Source organism: Vibrio sp. 10N.222.49.C9, from assembly GCF_041474985.1.
Lineage (GTDB): Bacteria > Pseudomonadota > Gammaproteobacteria > Enterobacterales > Vibrionaceae > Vibrio > Vibrio crassostreae_C.
The window spans coordinates 1-21,474 of sequence record NZ_JBFRVD010000060.1 but is presented as its reverse complement, the minus strand read 5'-3'; the positions used below and the strand labels follow the sequence as shown (position 1 = coordinate 21,474).

The 21,474-nt window shown below is 44.0% G+C and carries 20 protein-coding genes; 14 read left to right on the top strand and 6 right to left on the bottom strand.

What is annotated here, in order from left to right:
* The 7 genes from AB4585_RS20575 to purF form a co-directional block, all read left to right on the top strand.
* Nucleotides 1-1,756 (top strand): FimV/HubP family polar landmark protein (locus tag AB4585_RS20575; RefSeq protein WP_372170765.1); only part of this gene is annotated, 1,756 nt, incomplete at its 5' end.
* A 194-nt stretch (nt 1,757-1,950) separates the two neighbouring features.
* On the top strand, nt 1,951-2,745 hold the full coding sequence (truA, locus tag AB4585_RS20570) for a tRNA pseudouridine(38-40) synthase TruA (protein ID WP_016783795.1): 795 nt from the start codon (nt 1,951-1,953) through the stop codon (nt 2,743-2,745).
* Between the two features lie 176 nt (nt 2,746-2,921).
* Nucleotides 2,922-3,848: an acetyl-CoA carboxylase, carboxyltransferase subunit beta gene (gene accD / locus AB4585_RS20565; RefSeq protein WP_017062348.1), complete on the top strand. Its 927-nt coding sequence runs from the start codon at nt 2,922-2,924 to the stop codon at nt 3,846-3,848.
* A gap of 42 nt (nt 3,849-3,890) precedes the next feature.
* Nucleotides 3,891-5,153 carry a bifunctional tetrahydrofolate synthase/dihydrofolate synthase gene (gene folC, locus AB4585_RS20560; RefSeq protein ID WP_372170762.1) on the top strand — a complete coding sequence of 421 codons (1,263 nt, stop codon included), beginning with the start codon at nt 3,891-3,893 and terminating at the stop codon, nt 5,151-5,153.
* A complete protein-coding gene (locus AB4585_RS20555) occupies nt 5,154-5,726 on the top strand; it encodes an SPOR domain-containing protein (protein ID WP_372170760.1) in 573 nt (190 codons plus the stop codon).
* A 61-nt stretch (nt 5,727-5,787) separates the two neighbouring features.
* Nucleotides 5,788-6,282, top strand: coding sequence for a CvpA family protein (locus AB4585_RS20550; RefSeq protein WP_017080899.1), 495 nt, complete (start codon nt 5,788-5,790; stop codon nt 6,280-6,282).
* A 33-nt stretch (nt 6,283-6,315) separates the two neighbouring features.
* On the top strand, nt 6,316-7,830 hold the full coding sequence (gene purF / locus AB4585_RS20545) for an amidophosphoribosyltransferase (protein ID WP_017062345.1): 1,515 nt from the start codon (nt 6,316-6,318) through the stop codon (nt 7,828-7,830).
* Nucleotides 7,831-7,930: 100 nt separating this feature from the next.
* Here the strand turns inward: purF and AB4585_RS20540 are convergent, their stop codons facing one another.
* Nucleotides 7,931-8,806: a LysR family transcriptional regulator gene (locus AB4585_RS20540; RefSeq protein WP_017062344.1), complete on the bottom strand. Its 876-nt coding sequence runs from the start codon at nt 8,804-8,806 to the stop codon at nt 7,931-7,933.
* Between the two features lie 228 nt (nt 8,807-9,034).
* Here AB4585_RS20540 and AB4585_RS20535 point away from each other — a divergent pair, with 228 nt between their 5' ends.
* The 7 genes from AB4585_RS20535 (at nt 9,035) to recR (ending at nt 14,984) form a co-directional block, all read left to right on the top strand.
* On the top strand, nt 9,035-10,138 hold the full coding sequence (locus tag AB4585_RS20535; RefSeq protein ID WP_102332530.1) for a response regulator: 1,104 nt from the start codon (nt 9,035-9,037) through the stop codon (nt 10,136-10,138).
* A 148-nt stretch (nt 10,139-10,286) separates the two neighbouring features.
* Nucleotides 10,287-10,424, top strand: coding sequence for a hypothetical protein (locus AB4585_RS20530; RefSeq protein WP_017067606.1), 138 nt, complete (start codon nt 10,287-10,289; stop codon nt 10,422-10,424).
* Nucleotides 10,425-10,498: 74 nt separating this feature from the next.
* Nucleotides 10,499-10,870 carry a YbaN family protein gene (locus AB4585_RS20525; protein ID WP_029225617.1) on the top strand — a complete coding sequence of 124 codons (372 nt, stop codon included), beginning with the start codon at nt 10,499-10,501 and terminating at the stop codon, nt 10,868-10,870.
* Between the two features lie 161 nt (nt 10,871-11,031).
* Nucleotides 11,032-11,577, top strand: coding sequence for an adenine phosphoribosyltransferase (gene apt / locus AB4585_RS20520; protein WP_017062340.1), 546 nt, complete (start codon nt 11,032-11,034; stop codon nt 11,575-11,577).
* Between the two features lie 18 nt (nt 11,578-11,595).
* The gene (dnaX, locus tag AB4585_RS20515) at nt 11,596-13,824 is read left to right on the top strand and encodes a DNA polymerase III subunit gamma/tau (RefSeq protein ID WP_372170758.1); all 2,229 of its coding nucleotides are present in this window, start codon (nt 11,596-11,598) and stop codon (nt 13,822-13,824) included.
* A gap of 152 nt (nt 13,825-13,976) precedes the next feature.
* Nucleotides 13,977-14,306: a YbaB/EbfC family nucleoid-associated protein gene (locus AB4585_RS20510; RefSeq protein WP_017062338.1), complete on the top strand. Its 330-nt coding sequence runs from the start codon at nt 13,977-13,979 to the stop codon at nt 14,304-14,306.
* Between the two features lie 78 nt (nt 14,307-14,384).
* Complete coding sequence (recR, locus tag AB4585_RS20505) at nt 14,385-14,984, top strand: recombination mediator RecR (RefSeq protein ID WP_019823189.1); 600 nt, start codon at nt 14,385-14,387, stop codon at nt 14,982-14,984.
* 66 nt (nt 14,985-15,050) lie between these two features.
* Here the strand turns inward: recR and aqpZ are convergent, their stop codons facing one another.
* The 5 genes from aqpZ to AB4585_RS20480 form a co-directional block, all read right to left on the bottom strand.
* Nucleotides 15,051-15,740 (bottom strand): aquaporin Z, encoded by a 690-nt coding sequence (gene aqpZ / locus AB4585_RS20500; protein WP_048610468.1) that lies wholly within the window; start codon nt 15,738-15,740, stop codon nt 15,051-15,053.
* A gap of 242 nt (nt 15,741-15,982) precedes the next feature.
* On the bottom strand, nt 15,983-16,789 hold the full coding sequence (locus AB4585_RS20495) for an endonuclease/exonuclease/phosphatase family protein (protein WP_019823193.1): 807 nt from the start codon (nt 16,787-16,789) through the stop codon (nt 15,983-15,985).
* A gap of 79 nt (nt 16,790-16,868) precedes the next feature.
* Nucleotides 16,869-18,497, bottom strand: coding sequence for a PTS transporter subunit IIBC (locus AB4585_RS20490; RefSeq protein WP_372154940.1), 1,629 nt, complete (start codon nt 18,495-18,497; stop codon nt 16,869-16,871).
* Nucleotides 18,498-18,556: 59 nt separating this feature from the next.
* Entirely contained in the window at nt 18,557-20,290 is a 1,734-nt protein-coding gene (locus tag AB4585_RS20485) for an alpha-glucosidase (protein ID WP_102320046.1), read from the bottom strand.
* Between the two features lie 68 nt (nt 20,291-20,358).
* Nucleotides 20,359-21,324, bottom strand: coding sequence for a LacI family DNA-binding transcriptional regulator (locus AB4585_RS20480; protein WP_017070321.1), 966 nt, complete (start codon nt 21,322-21,324; stop codon nt 20,359-20,361).
* Nucleotides 21,325-21,474: the final 150 nt, after the last annotated feature.

Below are 21,474 nucleotides of genomic sequence, written 5' to 3'. Positions count from 1 at the left end.
GCCAGAGCCAGAGCCAGAGCCAGTTCGTGCTGCAAACATGCCAGAGATCATTCCAAATGAATTTGGTGTGCCAGAAGACGATGATTGGCTGATTGAAGATGAGGCGTCTGAACCAGAAGCATTAGCGGAAACTGACGTAACACCAGAGCTAGTGACACCTGTCGCTGAACCGAAAGTTGAAGCTACACCACAAGCGGAAGTAGCAGAACAAGCTGAAGTTCTAGGACAAGAAGGCGAAGAAGAATTCTCGTTTGATGACTTCGAATTGCCAGAGTTTAATGAAGAAGATGCACTAGCGGAAGCTGATGCTGAATCAACACCAGAACCAGTAACGCCAGCTATTGATGCTCAACCAAGTGTTGAGCCTCAAACTGAAGCCCAAGTTATAGCTCAGGCGCAAGACGACGAAGAGTTTTCGTTTGATGATTTCGACTTACCAGAGTTTAGTGAAGAAGACGCACTAGCGGAAGCTGATGCTGAATCAACAACAGAGCCAGCAACGCCTGCTATAGACTCTCAATCAAGTGTTGAATCGCAACCTACCGCTGAGCCTCAGTTAGATGCTGCACCACAAGTTGAAACTGCGAAACCAGAAAGCGAAGAAGAATTCTCGCTTGATGACTTCGAACTACCAGAGTTTGGTGAAGACGATGCGTTAGCGGAAGTGGTGAGTGAACCAGATGAAGCACAGTTAGAGCAAGACTTAGCGCCTGACACAGAGAAGTTCGAGTTCGATGACCTTGATCTTCCGGAGTACGATGAAGAAAGCGCAAAAGCAGACTCTGTTTTAGATGATATTGAGCAAAGCAATGCCGAGCCGGTGGCGGAAGCCCAAGGCGTAGAGTTCGATGAGTTTGATTTACCGGAATATGGTGAAGATGAAGCCATCTCTGATGCGTTTGCTGAGAAGCCAACACCACTGACTTCTTTCAGCCCACAAGGCGAAGAGCAAGATGCGTTGCATGATCTGTTCTCAAATCCGCAGAGCTATAGTCAGGCTGATGATTTCTCGAATGCTGAAGACTCTGAACCGGCTGGTTTTGCACAGCCAGAACAATCACTGAGCGCGGCTTCAGAGCCAAACTCAACGCCTGCAGCGGTTCAAGACGAGCCACTAGAAGGCTTTGATGACTTTGATGAGACAGCATTAGCTGAGTTGCTTTCTGAAGATGTTCAAGACTCTGTCGACAACATGTTCGATAAGCCATTGGACGCAACTTCGATTGATAGCGCAGGGTTAGATATTGACGCCATGCTTGAAGTCGGCGGCGAAGACTGGAAAGGCTTTAACCTAGCGCCAGAACAACAATCGAGCATGCATAATGATGTGCCTGATGACCAACAAGAGATTTGGGCATCGGCTGAACAGCAAGCTGAACCGAAAATCAAAGAAGAGAATTGGGCTGAACAAGACAATCTAACCGAATCAGGCAACAGTCGTGATAAGCAGTACATGACGATTGATGAGCTAATGGCTCAAGTCGAGCAAGAAGGTGAAGAAGTCATTAATCCAGACGATGAAGAGCTTAAACTGGATGTGGGTCTTAACGAATTCCCTGATGTTATCGGTGATATTGGCAATTATGATGTCGACAGCAATGCAGAAGCTGCGGGTAAGCTTGATTTGGCCAAAATCTACATCGAGATGAGTGACTCGCAAGGGGCAATTAAGCTTCTAGAAGAGGCAATCGTTGACGGCAGCGATGATATTCGTCGAGAGGCAAAAAATCTTATCGATACGTTAAACGGTCGATAAATTTACAAATCAGAAAGGGTAGCGTTGGCTACCCTTTATTTTAAGGAGATACAGAGCGCTATCGTTTCATTTGGTTTTTCAACAGCATCGTCTCGGTCGATGCTGATTGTTTATTGAAGTTTTAGCCCCATCCTATTTGGGCTAGCACTGATTTCCGTATATACTTCTCGCCCATTTTCAAAGAGAACAAGAACATGAAAATTGCTTTAGGTATTGAATATAACGGTACCCACTACTTTGGTTGGCAGCGCCAACGAGACGTGAAAAGTGTCCAAGAAGAATTGGAAAAGGCTCTTTCAGTTGTCGCGAATCACCCTGTAGAAGTTATGTGCGCAGGTCGTACAGATGCCGGTGTTCACGGTACGGGACAAGTCGTTCACTTTGAAACTAATGTCGATCGTAAAATGGTGGCATGGACAATGGGCGCGAATGCCAACATGCCAAAAGATATTGCGGTTCGTTGGGCGACAGAAGTGAATGAGGATTTCCATGCTCGTTTCTCGGCTACTGCCCGCCGTTATCGCTACATTATCTTTAACCATGCACTACGCCCAGGCATTTTGAATTCAGGTGTGAGCCATTATCATGGTCATCTTGATGAGAAAAAAATGCATGAAGCGGGTCAGTACTTACTTGGTGAGAATGACTTCACTTCGTTCAGGGCAACACACTGTCAATCTCGTAGCCCATGGAGAAACATGATTCACTTGAACGTGACTCGTCATGGACACTACATTGTGATCGATATTAAAGCGAATGCGTTTGTTCACCACATGGTGAGGAATATTACGGGTAGCCTTATTGCCGTAGGTAAAGGTGAGCAGAAACCAGAGTGGATCCAGTGGCTTTTAGAAGCTAAAGATCGAAAAGTAGCCGGCGCAACTGCAAAAGCGGAAGGTTTGTATCTGGTGGATGTTGATTATCCTGAACATTTTGATCTACCACGAGAGCCAATTGGTCCTCTATTTTTACCGGATAATTTGAACTAAATGTGAGACTTAGGTTCAAAAATTATTACGGTTTAGTGCGTAAGATAGTCCCAGAAAATAGGTACAACCAGTTTTTTATCTACAGTCGCTGTTTTATGTGCTTTAATTCCCACGCATAATTCCCAAATTTATTTCTTTCGCAATCAAGCGGAAGAATCGAAACAAAAAGGTCTTCCATGAGTTGGCTTGAAAAGATTTTAGAAAAAAGCAACATCGTAACATCTCGTAAAGCGTCTATCCCTGAGGGTGTTTGGACGAAATGTACTTCTTGTGAGCAGGTTCTGTACCATGCTGAACTAGAGCGTAACCTAGAAGTATGTCCAAAATGTGACCATCACATGCGCATGAAAGCACGTCGTCGTCTGGATACATTCCTAGACAAAGGTGAGCGTGTTGAACTAGGTGCTGATCTTGAGCCACAAGACAAGCTGAAGTTTAAAGACTCTAAGCGTTACAAAGAACGTATCTCTGCTGCTCAAAAGAACAGTGGTGAAACAGACGCATTAGTTGCAATGAAAGGCGAACTATTGGGTTTACCTATCGTAGCGTGTGCTTTTGAATTCTCATTCATGGGCGGCTCAATGGGTTCTGTTGTTGGTGCTCGTTTCGTGAAAGCGGTAGATGCTGCTATCGAGAACAACTGTGGTTTAGTGTGTTTCTCTGCAAGTGGTGGTGCTCGTATGCAAGAGGCATTGATGTCTCTAATGCAAATGGCGAAAACCAGTGCTGCGCTTGAGCGTTTATCTGCGAAAGGCCTACCGTTTGTTTCAGTTATGACTGATCCAACAATGGGTGGTGTTTCTGCAAGTTTGGCAATGCTTGGCGATATCAATATTGGTGAACCAAAAGCACTGATCGGTTTTGCTGGACGTCGTGTAATCGAACAAACGGTACGTGAAGACCTTCCTGAAGGTTTCCAACGCAGTGAGTTCCTACTAGACCACGGTGCTATCGACATGATTGTTGACCGTCGTGAGATGCGTCAGCGCGTTGCAAGCCTTGTTGCTAAAATGACCAACCAGCCTTCACCATTAGTAGTTTCTGTGAACGATTCACCGAATGAAGCTACTTATGAAGTACCAGAAGCGCCAGAAAAAGGGTAAAGTACCTTCTAACAAACCAACTTAATTATGGTTATGAGTTAGATGAGTCAACAACCTATTCCTCAAGCCACATCCTCTTTGGAGATGTGGCTTGATTATTTATCAAACATCCACACAAGCGCTATTGATCTTGGATTAGACCGAGTTCAGGCCGTCGCCTCTAAGGCAAACCTCACCAAACCTGCTCAACATGTTATTACTGTTGCCGGAACCAATGGCAAAGGCTCAACATGTGCACTGATGGAAGCGATTCTATTGGACGCTGGTTACTCAGTTGGTGTCTACAGCTCTCCTCACTTAATTCGCTATAACGAACGTGTTCGTATCAACGGCCAAGATCTATCTGATGAAAAGATGGTTCAGTCTTTCGATTTCATTGAGAAAGAGCGTGGCGAAATCAGCCTGAGTTTTTTCGAATATGGCACTTTAGCGGCGTTACGTGCATTTCAAACTGAAGCGGTTGATGTTGTGCTTTTAGAAGTGGGTTTAGGCGGGCGTTTAGACGCGACCAATATCGTTGAGCATGATGTTTCTGTGATTACTAGTTTGGCTGTCGACCATGTTGACTGGCTAGGTGATGACATCAATGTGATTGGTTTTGAGAAAGCGGGCATTTATCGTAGCGGTAAACCCGCTATCTGTGGTCAACCCAAGCCACCGGCTACGGTTGCAGCGCACGCTGATGACATTAAGGCTGAGTTCTATCAGGTGGGTATTCAATACACCTATGATGTAGACGGCGATACGTGGAACTGGCGCAGTGGTGCATTCCAACTAGAATCATTGCCTATTCCAAGCCTGCCGCTACCTAACGCAGCAACAGCATTGATGGCATTAGGTACTTCAGAACTTAGCATTAGCGATGTGAACATCGTTAATGGCATGAAGAACGCACAGCTTCCAGGGCGTATGCAGAAAATTAGCGAACAACCCGTGATTGTGCTTGATGTTGCGCACAACCCGCATTCGGCTGAATACTTTGCGCAGCAAGTAACGAAGAAGTATGCAGGCAAAAATTTACACGTTGTAGTCGCCATGCTTCATGACAAAGATATCCCTGCGACATTGGAAGTATTAGCACCAATCACAACACATTGGTACCCAGCTTCGCTGAACGGTCCACGAGCCGCAACAGCGGCTGAATTGTGTCAAAGCTTACCTCAAGGAGTAGAGCAGCATTCAAACCCTGTAGCAGCGTTTGAAGCGGCTTTAGCTTCTGTTAAAGGTGACGATGTTGTACTGGTGGTCGGTTCTTTCCATACTGTGGGTGAAGTATTGGAGCATTGGCAGAAAAAAGGAAACTAAATGGCAAGTAAATTCCAAAGCCGATTAGTCGGTACCATCATTTTAGTGGCCATTGGTGTGATTGTATTGCCCGATGTGCTAGATGGTAAGAAGCTCCACTATAAAGAAGAGTTTGCAAGCATTCCGATTAAGCCAGAGCTTGATAGTAATGTAGAAGTTTTTGAAGTACTCGACCCTGTTGAAGATCAGATTGCACTGCCGGATTCTCCGGTTGAGCGAGTGGTTGAAAGTGGTGTTGATAATTCAGATAAGCAAACTGCGTCGGCTGCCAGTAACAAAGAAGCGGATAAAGTGGCAGTGGTGGTTAAGCCAGTACCGGAAAAAAATGAATACCAAGACAGTGCTTGGATTATTCAATTGGTGGCTTTGAAGAATGCAGATAATGCAAGAGTTGTAGCTGAAGGGTTACAAGAGCAAGGTTACCCTGCTTATACGAAAAAAGAAAAAACATTTACGCGAGTAATTATTGGCCCGGATGTCTCTAAATCCAAACTTGAGCGACAAATTAAGGAATTAGAAAAAATTACGGGTTTAAAAGGCCAGTTGCTTAAATTTAAACCGTTAAACCCATAGGAAAACGTTTGCGTCAGCATTTTTTATGTTAAAATGCGCGCCAACTTAAGATGAAGAATTCATGAATTGGTTAGATTTTGTCATTTTAGGCGTGATCGGCTTCTCTGCCGTGATCAGTTTAGTTCGCGGTTTCGCTAAAGAAGCGTTATCACTTGTTATTTGGTTTGGAGCATTTTTTATTGCTAGCCAGTACTACGCTAAATTAGCCATGTACTTCACCAATATCGAAGATGAGATGTTTCGAAACGGAACTGCGATAGCAGCATTATTTGTTGCAACGTTAGTTGTTGGTGCCTTAGTTAACTATGTCATCGGCCAACTAGTTCAGAAAACAGGTTTATCTGGTACTGATAGAGTGTTAGGTATTGTCTTTGGTGCACTGCGGGGTGTACTAATTGTTTCAGCAATACTTTTCTTTGTTGATACGTTTACTAGTTTTAATAAAAGTGAATGGTGGGATAATTCTCAACTCGTTCCACATTTTAAAATGGTAATTGAGCCTTTTTTTGAACATATCGAAGCGACATCAAGTTTCTTATCTTCTGGCGCGCTTTAGCGCCAGTTAATGTCGAAAATCGAGGATTAGGACATGTGTGGTATTGTTGGAATCGTGGGTTCAACACCTGTAAACCAGTCTATTTATGACGCTTTAACGGTATTGCAGCATCGTGGCCAAGATGCCGCTGGTATTTGTACCATAGAAAGCAATCGTTTCCGTCTGCGTAAGGCGAACGGTTTAGTAAAAGATGTTTTTGAAGCAAAACACATGCAGCGCCTACAAGGTGAAGTTGGTATTGGCCATGTTCGTTATCCTACTGCGGGTAGTTCAAGTGCGTCTGAAGCTCAGCCTTTCTACGTAAACTCTCCTTTTGGCATTACGTTGGCGCACAACGGTAACCTGACGAACGCAAACGAAGTTCGTGAGAAGTTGTTCGAAAAAGACCGTCGTCATGTAAACACAACCTCTGACTCTGAAGTTCTACTGAACGTATTAGCTCATGAGATCGATACTGTTAAAGGTAACGTAACTTCAGATGACGTTTTCCGCGCTGTGGCAAATGTGCATCGTACAATTCGTGGTGCTTACGCCGTAACGGCGATGATCATCGGCCACGGTATGATCGCATTCCGTGACCCACATGGTATTCGTCCATTGTGTCTTGGTAAGCGTGAAGTTCAAGGTAAAACAGAGTACATGGTTGCGTCTGAATCGGTAGCACTCGATGCTGTTGGTTTCGACTTCATGCGCGACGTAGCACCAGGTGAAGCTATCTACGCAACGTTTGACGGTGAGCTTTTCACTAAGCAATGTGCAGACAACCCACAACTAAACCCATGTATCTTTGAGTTTGTATACTTTGCACGCCCAGATTCATTCATCGACAAAATCTCGGTTTACAGCGCACGCGTTGAGATGGGTGAGATGCTTGGTATGCGTATTAAAGAAGAGTACGCAGACTTAGACATTGATGTAGTTATTCCAATCCCTGAAACATCAAACGATATTGCGCTACGAATCGCTCAAGCGATCAATAAACCATACCGTCAAGGTTTCGTGAAAAACCGCTATGTTGGCCGCACATTCATCATGCCAGGTCAGCAACAACGTAAGAAGTCGGTTCGCCGTAAGCTCAACGCAATTCGCTCTGAGTTTAAAGGTAAGAACGTTCTTCTGGTTGACGATTCTATCGTTCGCGGCACAACATCAGAGCAGATCATTGAGATGGCTCGTGATTCTGGCGCAAATAAGGTCTTCATGGTTTCAGCTGCTCCAGAGGTTCGCTTCCCTAACGTTTACGGCATTGATATGCCGAGCGCGACAGAGTTGATTGCTCATGGTCGTGATAACGAAACGATTTGTAAGCAGATTGGCGCAGACGCCTTGATTTTCCAAACGCTACCAGATCTGATTTCTGCAGTGGGCATGGGCAATCAAGACATCTCTCGTTTTGATACTTCTGTATTTAACGGCGAGTATGTAACGGGCGATATCGACCAAGTGTACCTAGATTTCCTAGACTCTTTGCGTAATGACGACTCAAAGGTTCAGCGTGAGATTCAACAAGATCTTGCTAACTTAGAGTTACACAACGAAGGCGCTTAACTAGCGTTTCGTTAGTCATACAGAGTTTCGCTAGCGATACAGAAAATAAAAAACCAAAGCATCGGCTCTGGTTTTTTGTTTATAGAGAAGGGGATTGACCTTAATGAATGTGGTATGCGATCACAAAATCAATAAACAATCTCACTTTCTCTGGTAGATGGTCTTTGTGGTTATAAAGCATGTAAATATCACGAGGGTTAGCGCTCCAGTCTTCTAAGACTTGCACTAAGCTGCCATCTTCAATGTATTCACGAATCATCACGTCAGGCATCAGGGTGATACCTAGGCCTTCTGAGCACGCTTGTCTTACGACATTAAGCGCATTGGCGTTGAAACGGCCTTTCTCGCTATTCACCACCGTCTCTTCATTCGAATTACTCAGCTGCCACTTAATCAGCGGGTAGCCTTTGAGTAGCGAATGGTTCGCTAGCTCTTCAGCATGGCTTGGAGCTGGGTTCTTCGCTAAGTACTCAGGGCTCGCGATAAGAATATCTTTGACTTCACTGATTTTTCGAGCGATTAGGCTTGAATCACGCTGAGGGCCGACTCGGAAAATTACGTCCCACTCCGTTGGATCCAGCTGATCCGCTTGGTTGTTCATCATCAGCTCAATATTGATATCAGGGTATTGAATCATGAATTCACTGAACATTGGCATCATCATGCGCTTGGTCAGGTTTGAGGGTGCCGTAATACGAATCTTACCGGAAGCGCCTTTGCACACGTCAGTTAACTCTTCTGCAGTAGAAGAGAGACGTTGCAACAGCGGAGAGCATTCATTGAAGAAACGTTCGCCTGCCTCTGTTAAAGAAAGTTTACGCGCGTGTCTATTGAGAAGCCTAAGGTTCAAAGAATCTTCTAAGGCTTGGATGCGTCGTGTGATGGTCGCAACCGGAATCATAGTCTTGCGCGATGTTGCGGTGTAGCTCCCATTTTCAACGACGAGTCGAAAGAGGTTTAAATCATCTAATTTCATAAATCCAGACACATTTGTTTACAATCTCATCTAATTTATACGTAACAGTGAGATCAATGTTTGCGTTACGTCAACTCGTTGCACTATTTACAAGTATTCCAACCCTCGTCACGAATTACCAGTAAAGAGTGCAAATTTGTGTATTTAGCATTTTATTACTAAGTTTTATATTAGTTCTTAGAACAGATAACAATAATAATTCGACTTAGTTTTGTGAGGTTATAGATTATGTACAAAACTCACAGTCAGCCAGTAATGACCTCGGCTCAGGAAGTAATTAACCAAAAATGCGTGATGTTGGTTGATGATGATCCTATTTTTCGCCGTATAACCAGCGCGTACCTAGACAAGGTCGGTTATAAAGTGGTTGAGGCTGAAAATGGACTGGACGCTTTGCAGAAACTTAGAGACTCAGCGCCAGATTTAATTGTGTGTGACTTATCAATGCCAATACTTGATGGCATAGAGCTTGTGGAAGAGCTCAGTTTAGAGTACCCGTCACTGCCTATGATCGTTGTGTCTGGCACTGATGATATGTCTGACGTGGCGAAAGCCTTGCGATTTGGTATTAAAGACTTCTTGGCGAAGCCGTTAGAGGATCACCGTCACCTAGGAAGTGCGATTGCGAATACATTGACAGATTCGTTCGATAACATTTCAGACCAACGAGATTTTTCGAGCCAATGGTTCTGTGTGGATGATGGGGGAGAGATCCCTGAAGACCAAGAACTGCATTGGCACCTGAATTACCTTCAAGATAACCCAAGCGCAGCAAAAGACTTACTGCATGCGCTGCTTCCAGAGAAAGATACGCGACAAGGCTCATGGCGTTGCAGTTACCGGTTACTGCAATCAACAGAGATGATGCCACTTGTGTTTGACTATGCGTGGATGATGAACGGGCAGTTTGCTTTTTACCTCGTCGATTCATCGTCGTCTGATAATGGCGGCTCCGCGACAACATTGTTAGTGAGAGCGCTGTTCCACGATTACATAAGAAACAGAAAAGATTTTAATGTTGATCTCAAAGATATTGCTGAAATCTTAGAGAAGGGGATTCGTTGCTCTAAATGCTCCACCCCAGTGAATGCCTTGTTTGGTGTTGCTGACCTTGCCGAGGGAACCATCTCCATTTTGCCTGCGGGTCTAGACGGGCAATGGTCGAATGGTGAATTGAATCAATATATTGCAGCAGGTGAGCGCTTGGGTGAGAACTGCAAGAAGAACTTTATTACGCGGGACCTTCCGATCGAACAGGGCTGCCAACTGTCGTTGAGCCTACTTGGAGCGGCAAGTTTTAGTTTAGACATACACCAAGGGTCTACTGATTAACCCTATATTTCCTCGGTTTTTGTGAATAATTGATTAAGGTATAGTTGCGCAAATGGTGTGGCTATGCCTTTTTTGTTAAATGTCGATTTAGCAAAGCGGGTTTGGTTCGCCGGATACTTACCTTCACTAACAAAAACAAGAAGCAATCATGGCAGATAACAAAGACTTTCAAGACCCGTTTAATGTATTCTACTTTTTAGGATTTTTAGCCGCATTTTTAATGATTCCATTGCTACCAGCAACACTTACGTTGATCCGTGTATTCAATGGTTACGCAACATTCTAGTTAAGCTGTCGTCGCCGATTGGTGATAGCTAACTCAAGGAGGCCACAATTAGCGTTCGAGTTTTAAGCCTCAATATTGCTGGTGGCCTTTGTATATTTCTCGCAGTTCTAGGGATAGTTTTGCCCGTTCTGCCAACCACTCCTTTTCTCCTTCTTGCCAGCGCATGCTTCATGCGAAGCAATCCGAAAGTTCATAAATGGATGCATGAGCACAAAACGCTGGGTCCTTTGCTGAACAATTGGTATCAACACGGTGCCGTCACCAAACAAGTTAAAACGCGTGGCGTATTCTTTATCTTGTTGAGTTTTGCGTTATCCATCTACTTTGCCCCTATCATTTGGGTCAAGGCTTTCCTAATTTGTGTACTTGTTATTCTTCTCACATGGTTTATGCGACTTCCAACCCATGAGTTGGTTGCTGACAGCAAAGAAAATCACTACCATTAAGCCAGTGTGCCTGCTTGTATAGCGGGCGTTTATTATTTCAGCAATCAGAGTTATGACTCTCGTTGCAATGAATACCAATCGTACCTTTCCTTAATTCCGAGCGTTGATGTTTGATTCGTTAACGAGAGTTTGGAAAGCGGCCTAATGAAGTGCATAAGATTATGAACACAGAAAAAATCTCTCTGATCAAAGCAAGCATCAAAAGCATTCCTGATTACCCTAAAGCGGGTATTTTGTTCCGTGACGTAACAAGCTTGATGGAAGATCCAGTAGCTTACAAAGCGACTATCGACCTGCTAGCGGAAACATACAAGGACATGGGCTTTACTAAGATCGTTGGTACTGAAGCTCGTGGTTTCCTATTTGGTGCGCCTTTGGCACTTGAGCTAGGTGTTGGCTTCATTCCTGTTCGTAAGCCGGGCAAGCTGCCTCGTCAAACTGTGGCACAATCTTATGAGCTTGAGTACGGCACCGACACTCTAGAAATCCATACTGATGCTATCGTTGAAGGCGATAAAGTGTTGATGGTTGATGATTTGCTAGCAACGGGCGGTACGATTGAAGCAACAACAAAGTTGATTCGTCAGCTTGGTGGTGTGGTAGAACACGCTGCATTTGTTATTAACCTTCCAGAAATCGGTGGTGACAAGCGCTTACAAGGCTTAGGTCTAGAAGTGTTTAGCATCTGCGAATTCGACGGTCACTAATCCTTTTCGGAATTATTCATGAGCTATCTTGCGTTAGCGCGAAAATGGCGACCAACCAAATTCAAAGAAGTGGTTGGTCAAGCCCATGTTTTAACAGCATTAGAGAATGCCCTTAGCCAGAACAGGTTGCACCATGCATACCTGTTCAGCGGTACACGAGGTGTCGGTAAAACGACCATCGGCCGTTTGTTTGCTAAAGGGCTCAACTGTGAAACAGGCATTACCTCAACACCTTGTGGTGAATGTGCAACCTGTAAAGAAATCGATGAAGGTCGCTTTGTTGACCTACTTGAGATTGATGCGGCATCACGTACTAAGGTAGAAGATACCCGCGAGCTTCTGGACAATGTTCAGTACAAGCCTGCACGTGGTCGCTTCAAGGTTTACCTAATCGATGAAGTCCACATGCTTTCTAGGCACAGCTTTAATGCGCTTCTAAAGACCTTAGAAGAGCCGCCTGAGTATGTGAAATTCTTGCTCGCAACAACGGATCCACAGAAGCTTCCAGTGACTATCTTGTCGCGTTGTTTGCAGTTCCACCTTAAGCCGATCAGCGTTGATAATATTCACGAGCAGCTCGATCATATTCTTGAACAAGAAGATGTGACGTCTGAGTCTCGTGCGCTTGGAATGATTGCTCATGCTGCTGATGGCAGTATGCGTGATGCACTAAGCCTTACAGACCAAGCTATCGCATTAGGTAACGGCAATGTCGTAACAGATACTGTTGCTCATATGCTTGGGACACTGGATACCGACCAAGCTATCCACTTGCTTGAAGCGATTAGCAGTAAGCAGCCACAGCAAGCGATGGCGTGTATCCAAAGCCTTGCTGAGAACGGTGTTGAGTGGGATGGTTTGCTGAATCAGCTTGCGGCCCAACTGCATCGTCTTGCGATGTTCCAAGCTTTGCCATCTACATTAGATAAGGCACAGCCTGACGCTGAGAAGCTTGAACTACTGAGCAAAGCGCTTAGCCCACAAGACATTCAACTCTACTACCAGATCGTATTGAAAGGTCGTGAAGACTTACCGTTATCGCCAACTGCTCGTGTTGGTATTGAGATGGTAGTTTTACGCATGTTGGCCTTTAGACCTGCTGAACAAGCGGTTGCTACGGCAATCTCGACTCAGTCGGCAAGCCCAGCGCCAGTTCCAGCAGCTCAAGCTCAGAACGTTGCTCAGTCAGTGAGTCAACCTGCGCCAATGGCAGCTCCGAGACAGCCTCAGATGCAACAACAGGCGCCTCAACAGCAAGCTATGCAGCAGCAACCGGTGCAACAGGCTCCGCAGCAGAATCCAGCACAGTATTCAGATTCGCAAGGTTACGCTGATCATTCAGGTAACCAAGGTTATCCAGAACAGGATTACCCGCATAGCCAGTATGACGCGCCTCCTGCTTATGATGAGCGTCCAAGCTACGGTGCAGAGCAGCCTCAGCAGCAACAAACGAATTATCAAAACCAGAGTCCGGTTCAACAGCCAAGCGCTGCACCTTCTGCTCCGCAAGAGCAGCCAGCGCGTGCAACTTCGCCTGTGAGTGGTTTACGCCACCAATTACGTTCTCAACGTAGAGGCAGTTCGGCAACAGAAAACAAAGGCTCGGCGCCAAAAAAGGCTAAAGCGACACCAGCTAAAACTTCAGTTCTTGATCGAGTTGCTCAGCAACACGGTGGTTCTGAGCGGGTGTCGCCAGCTTCTTTATCATCCTCTTCGACAGAAAATGTGACCAACGATAATGAACCTTATCGCTGGAAACCGTCTAAACCTGTAGTGAAAGAGGTGAGCAAAGAGCTTACACCTACTCAGATCAAGCGTGCGTTGGAGCATATTAAGACACCAGAAATGGTCGATAAATTGCTTCAAGAGTCGATTGCTCAAGATGAATGGTCAGCCACGATTCAAAAGCTAGAGACAGCCAAGCTTGTTGAACAGTTAGCATTGAACTCAGTGTTTGCTAAAAACGACACATCAATCACTTTAACGTTAAGAGCGAGCCAAGCTCATTTGAATACCGACCGTGCGCAGAGTGAGCTATTGCAGTCTCTCAATATTGTGCTTGGAGAAGAGTGTCATTTGAGTGTTGAAATCGGTGATGGTGGAGAAACGCCGCTAGAATTACGAGAACGACTGTATCAAGGTAAGTTGAAAGACGCGTTTACCGCTTTAGAAAACGATGCCAACGTACAGTTCATTGAAAGACGTTTTGCCGCTGAACTCGACAGAGACAGCGTTCGTCCTATCTAGAACGTTTTCTTGTTTAGTGACCGGCATATCATCCCAGATAAGCAAATCTGAGAACTGAACATCGAGGGGTTGAATCACACTGTTTTAACCCCCATTTAAGCTCGTATAGCTTAATTAATTTTAATAAACCAATTAGACCAGAGAGTATTAACATGTTTGGTAAAGGCGGTATGGGCAACATGATGAAGCAAGCCCAGCAAATGCAAGAGCGCATGCAAAAGCTTCAAGAAGAAATCGCAAATATGGAAGTTACAGGTGAGTCAGGTGCTGGCCTTGTAAAAGTAACGATCACTGGTAGCCACAGCGTTCGCCGTGTTGATATCGATGAAAGCCTAATGGAAGACGATAAAGAGATGCTTGAAGATCTTATCGCTGCTGCTTTCAACGATGCGGCTCGTCGCGTTGAAGAAACTCAAAAAGAGAAAATGGCTAGCGTAACTGGCGGAATGCAACTTCCACCAGGTATGAAGATGCCTTTCTAAGTAACTTATTCTTAAAGGTTAATTCAGGTGGTGGTTTGTGTTGAACAGGCTATTACTTGAACATTAGAACGGTTAAATATGCGTACCAGTCATATGCTGGAGCATTTGATGGAGGCCTTACGTTGTCTACCTGGGGTTGGCCCCAAGTCGGCGCAGCGTATGGCCTTTCATTTGTTACAGCGCGATAGAAAAGGCGGCCTACAGTTGGCTGAAGCTCTTAGCCAAGCAATGACCGAAATTGGTCACTGTAATGAGTGCCGTACTTTTACTGAAGAAGATACTTGCCACATTTGTACCAATCCTAAACGTCAGGAAAATGGTCAAATCTGTGTAGTAGAGAGCCCAGCAGACATTGCAGCAATAGAAGCGACAGGACAATATTCAGGCCGTTACTTTGTATTGATGGGTCACCTTTCACCACTTGATGGTATTGGTCCAAGTGACATCGGTCTCGATGTTTTGGACTACCGCCTGCGTCGTGGTGATATCTCGGAAGTAATCCTAGCGACTAACCCAACAGTTGAAGGGGAAGCCACAGCGCATTACATTGCTGAGCTATGTAATGCCCATGAAGTGAACGCAAGCCGTATCGCTCATGGTGTTCCTGTTGGTGGTGAGCTAGAGCTGGTGGATGGCACCACGCTTTCGCACTCCTTACTCGGTCGTCATAAGATCTAAAAAAGCCGCTTGGTGAAGCATCACTAAGCGGCTTTTTCTTTTATTGCTTTAGACGTTTTTCAGCGCTTAATCTGAACCTCTTACCGCTTTGTATATCATCGCGCCAATCACGGCACCAATAATCGGTGCAACCCAGAATAGCCACAATTGCGAAACGGCCCAATCACCGACAAATACAGCCACGCCGGTACTTCGAGCAGGGTTCACAGAGGTGTTGGTTACAGGAATACTGATAAGGTGAATCAAGGTCAAACAGAGACCAATCGCAATGGGTGCAAACCCAGCAGGCGCTTTTGAATCAGTTGCGCCCATGATCACGAATAGGAATACCATGGTCATGACCACTTCACAGACCAGTGCAGCGGTAAGTGAATAGCCGCCCGGTGAGTGTTCACCGTAACCATTTGAAGCAAAGCCAGATGCCGCAGCGTCAAAGCCTGCTTGGCCTGAAGCAATCACGAATAACACACCACCCGCGATAATACCGCCAATGACCTGGGCAATAATATAAGGTGCGACGTCTTTGGCATCAAAGCGACCACCGCTCCAAAGACCTATTGTAACAGCAGGGTTGAGATGACAGCCGGATATATGGCCAATAGCAAAAGCCATGGTGAGTACGGTTAAACCAAACGCGAGGGAAACCCCGAGTAAGCCGATACCTACATCGGGAAAAGCAGCGGCCAAGACGGCACTACCACAACCCCCTAACACCAACCAAAATGTACCGAACATTTCTGCAATATACCTATTCATAACGATCCTTATTAATCTGTACCAGTATCAACAAGATAGTTTAGATTTCGCAGAAGTGTGAAATCTTGTGTATATAGTTGAAAGAAAGAACAGAGAATCTTATGTAATCACTTCGAACTCGCACTAAAGATCGTTAAGGTCAGTCGTATTCTATCGCTATTTTAGCAAGTAAGAGTGACCTGATAATTAGCCGTATTTGTGTCAGTATTCTTTTTATTTAAACTACGATGAGTTGATAAAAATTAAGTAAGTTCTACTTCTACCAACACCCCAAAGTGATCTGATACAACCGGATAAAAATCGTGATTAAAAATCACCTTATGCTGCTTTACCACTACAGGCTGATTACTAAGTACTAAATCAATGCGTAACGCTTGGCTATTTTGCTCCCAACCATCAATGTTTTTAATGACAGTGGTTCCATCATCTTTGATTTCAGCAACTTCATAACAATCCATCAAACCGCGTTGTAATACGTAATCATAGCCTTCATTACGTATATGGCTTGGGTTGTTGAAATCGCCTAATAGAAAGCTCAACTCTGTTGGTAAAGTTGCCTTGATTCGGTCGAACTGATCCTCAAATGAGTTCTCTGAGTCATTCCACCAGCCACAATGACAATTATAAAGATTAAAATCACCCTGTTGAGAGGTCACTTTAATACGCACTGCTCGCCGATGTTTCCAAAAGCTCACATCATAGTTATCACTTAAATCAATGACCTCATGTTCGACAATCGGTAGTCGCGTTAAAAATGAGAGCCCCTCTTGATATACTTCATAACTTTGATGAACGAAATCCCACGTAAGTTGGTAGTGATGACCGTATTCCATGAGTTTTTTCTGTAATAAATAACCATAGTTATTCGCCAACACAGTGTGATTGGTTAATATATTGGCATCAACGGCCGGGCTATCTTGATGTTGATTCACTTCCTGTAATGCAACCACATCGCACCCTTGCTCGATAATGGCTTGCGCGACCACATCTAACTTTTCTAGCTGTTTTTCTTCTTGCCAACTGTGGGTATTTAGTGTCATTAACTTCATTATTATTCACTTATTTATTCTAGTGAGATAAAACGCAGCGCAAGGCTGCGTTTCTCGAGGTTATTTGATCTAAAAAGAATTACGCAGGTTGTGCTGAATATTTCTCTATTAACTTAGATTTAATAACATCCACCCCAGGGCCATAAATAACTTGTACACCCTGTTCTTTAATCACAGCACCAAGAGCCCCTGTCGGCTTCCATGACGCATATTCAGCAACCAACTTCGGATCATTAACTGTAATACGCAAGCGAGTCATACAAGCATCAATCTCAGCAATATTGGCACGGCCACCTAAATTCTGAATAATAATGTTCATCTTCTCATCTTCTGACATCGATTCTGAGCTTTCATCCAGGTAGTTACCCATACGACCCGGTGTTGGTAACTTCAATTTCACGATTAGGAAGCGGAACAATCCATAGTTAACCACAAAGAAAACAATAGAAACTAATGCAAAGCGAACCAGATCACCACCGATGCCCGCTGAAACCATCATAGGTATACGAGTGAGTAACTCAATCAAACCAAAGGCATGTACACGTAGGTCCATCACATCGACCAACGCAAATGCAACTCCTGTTAACACAGCATGTGCAACATACAAAACGGGAGCGATAAACATAAACATGAATTCAATAGGCTCAGTCACACCGGTTAATAACACAGCAAGACAGGCAGATAAGAACATTGGCTTATATTGTGCGCGCTTATCACTATCAACACAGTGATACATCGCAAGTCCAATACCAATCAATGAAGAGGCTGCGATAATAACTTGGCCTGCTTTAAAGCGTGCTGGGTGCACCGTATCTAACAGGTGTTGGTAAGTTGTCGGATCGCTTAATTTAAGATTATTTAAATCGCTGACCCAAGCAAGCCATAATGGATCTTGACCATAAACACTTGAGCCCGCATTCATCCCAGTCAAAAGCTCATAAGTACCACCCAACTCGGTGTAATTCATTGGAATAGTTAAAGTGTGGTGTAAACCAAATGGCAGTAATAAACGCTCTAACGTACCATACAAGAAAGGAGCAGTGATCGGCGCAGTGTCTTTAGAGGTAGCAATCCATTGACCAAAATCATTAAGCGCACCTTGAATTAAAGGCCATATTACAGATAAACCAAACGCAATAATCAGCGAATAGAAAATAACAACAAAAGGTACAAAACGCTTACCGTTGAAAAATGCTAATGCCTGAGGTAAGCGAGCGAAGTCATGATAGCGGTTAAATAAGTTGGCACCTAAATAGCCAGACATAATACCGATAAACACACCCATATTTAGGGCAGGAGCACCCAAAATATTCGTGAAGAATTGAGAGACAGGTAACTCAGAACCAAATAGGCTCATCACAACCGCTTCTGGGTCACTGAGCATAGCGTTATCCACGCCCAATATAACCCCAGTGATACGGTTGATTAAGATGAAGGCTATTAGCGCGGCAAATGCGCCACCTGCACGCTCTTTTGCCCACGAGCCACCAATCGCGACCGCAAATAATAGGTGAAGGTTAACAATGATCCCCCAACCTATGTTTTCCATTATAGCGCCTAGTGTTTCAATGGCACCAAGCCCACCCGCATACATTGCGACCACTTTACCTAGTGATATCATGATACCAGCGGCAGGCATCACCGCGATAACAACGATAAGGGACTTCCCAAATCGTTGCCAAAAATCAAACGATAGTAACTTACTCATAAATAGTTCCTTGATTTAAATACAGGCTAACGTTATCAGCGCCTAGCCATAAATATAATTTAGTGCTTTCTTGCAAATATATACGCGGCATAAGCGGGGGCTATTTGCGTTGTTATAAAATCTGAGCGAACGTGTTCATTGTTAATATTCTGATTATCAAGCATTAACTCGCCTAATTGGGTGCAGTCGATATCAACAACGCTCTCTTGTGGACTTAAATTGGTAATAATGGTCCATGTCATATCTTGAGCAACACGTTGATAAACATAGATATTAGGATCGTTAGCTAGCAGTAATTGATAACGGCCAACCACTAAGCTTTCATGTGACTTACGCAAAGCAATCAACTGCTTATAGAAACCTAAGATCGAATTTGGATCTTGCTGTTGTTGCTCAACATTGATATCTGCATACTGTTGATTCACCGAGAACCAAGGTTGCACCTCAGAAAAACCGGCAAAATCCTGGTCATTCCATTGCATTGGCAAGCGACTGTGGTCGCGGGATACTTGATTTAACAAGGCTAAGATATCGGCATCGCTCTGACCTTGTTGCGATAGCTTTTGAATTAAATTTCTCGCAGACACATCGTTAAATTCGTCAAGAGAAGTAAACTGATGATTTACCATACCAATCTCTTGGCCCTGATAAATAAATGGAGTTCCTTTCATCAAGAAATAACAACTCGCTAACGCGGTAGCACTGGCATACCTAGAGTTAGGATCGGCAAAAGTATCAATACTACGAGCTTGATCGTGGTTTTCTAAATAAAGCGCATTCCAGCCTTTACCTTCTAAGGCATCTTGCCAACGCGATAAAATGCGTTTGAACGCCACGAGATCGAAATTCTCGTTGCTTTGTTCTTCCGACCATAGCTTCATGTGTTCAAACTGAAAAATCATGTTAAAAACACCACCTTGATCGTGCTCGGTCGCTTCAGCAACCCAAGGCAATGCGTTGTCGGCCGTCACCCCATTGGCCTCACCAACGGTCACGATATCAAAAGGCGAAAACGCCTGCTCTTTTAACTCATACAGATGTTTTTCAATCCCTGCCACATTCATATGATAATCGAATGAAGAGACATAGTTTTCACCCTTTGGATTGGGTAAAGAGGGTAAACCAGCTTGTTTTTGAATATGGCTAATTGCATCGACACGGAAACCATCAATACCTCGTTCCAACCACCAATGAATCATTTTAAATAGTGCTTGTTTAACTTCAGGGTTTTCCCAATTAAGATCTGGCTGTTTTTTAGAAAATAGGTGCAAATAATATTGTGCAGTTTTGTCATCATATTCCCATGCACTACCATGAAAAATACTTTCCCAGTTATTTGGTTCGCAAGTCGGCTTTTCAGCTGTAGGCTCACAACCATCACGCCAAATATACCAATCACGCTTAGGGCTATCTTTGTTATCTCGCGATTCGATGAACCATGGATGCTCATCGCTAGTGTGGTTTATCACTAAATCCATAATAATGCGAATGCCACGTTCATGAGCAGCAGTGATTAATTTATCCACATCCTCAAGGGTTCCAAAGTCAGGATGAATCGCTTGATAGTCACTGATATCGTAACCGTTATCATCATTCGGTGATGCGTAGAATGGGCAGATCCATATTAAATCAATGCCCAAATCAGCAAGATAATCTAGCTTAGCAATGATCCCATTGATGTCACCAATACCGTCCTGGTTTGTATCATAAAAACTACGGGGATAAATTTGGTAGGCAGTTGCTTTCTTCCACCACGCGAGTGGTTTTGAGTGTAGATTATTAGCGAGTGTCATCGGTTATACTATGTGTGTTATCGTTAACACATAGTGTTAAATGGAACCTATTTGGACTCAATACAATTTCAGAGAAACTGTGAACTTTCTCTCATTCTTATGTCGAATGTGCCTTCAACGGAACTGAAATCGCGCTTGAGCAATTTTTTGACAGCTTGGTAGCCCACTTGATAGTAGTTAAAAGCGACAGTAGTCAGGCTTGGGACTAACAAATCGCTGTAGTCATAGTCACCCATGCCTACAATCCATAAGTTATGACCAATCTTGAGTTGCTGTTCTTTGGCGCGACGATATAAACGAATAGCAATATTATCGGTGGCACAAAAGTAGACATGATTAGGCTGTAATTGAATTGCCTGGTAGCCGGCTTTGTCCTCCGAGTTGGCTAGAGCTTGTAGTGAAAAATTCAACTCAGGGACGGTGTCAGTAATGGTGGCTTGCATCAACTTAGTACGGCTGGAAAGCATACGCTCATCATAAATATAATGTACGGCTGCCAGCGGTGCCTGCTGTTGTTTTAACTGAGTGATGGTTTGGGAAACGAGTGCTTTAATTGCAGCATGGTCGGGGTAATATAAACAGCAATGGTGGGGGGTGTTTTTACCAATAAATAACACATTGTCTAAGGTTTGATAAAACGTCTCTTCGACACTGTGCTTTGAAGCAATAATAATAGTGCCCAATGCATTTAAGCCATTAAACTCTCTCACAGCTTGGCATTCTGACTCATGGTTAAACCCTGAGGCATGAAAAAGCATTCGTACTTGTGATTCATTGGCAGCCGCCAGTGCTCCTTTAATTACTAAACTAGTTGTATATGACTCAATGCGAGGAGCAACGAAACCAATAATATTAGATTGGCTACGAATGGAACGAGCAAATATATTAGGGGTATAATGATTTTCTTTGACGATAGCATCAATTTTAAGGCGATTTTCAGCCGAGACATAACCGTCATTAAAGTAACGTGACACGGTCATTGTTGAAATTCCAAGCTGTCTTGAAATCTCCGCCATGGTCATTTTTTTACTCATCACATTTTCCTTCCATAATGTATTATTGCCATATTATCCAATATATTGGCTGACAACAAAGTAAATAAAAACGCTACCTGATGATATACACATAGTACTTCAAGTTTATAAGATATTGTCCACTTCTTGACGGCGTTGTTGCCTAAATTA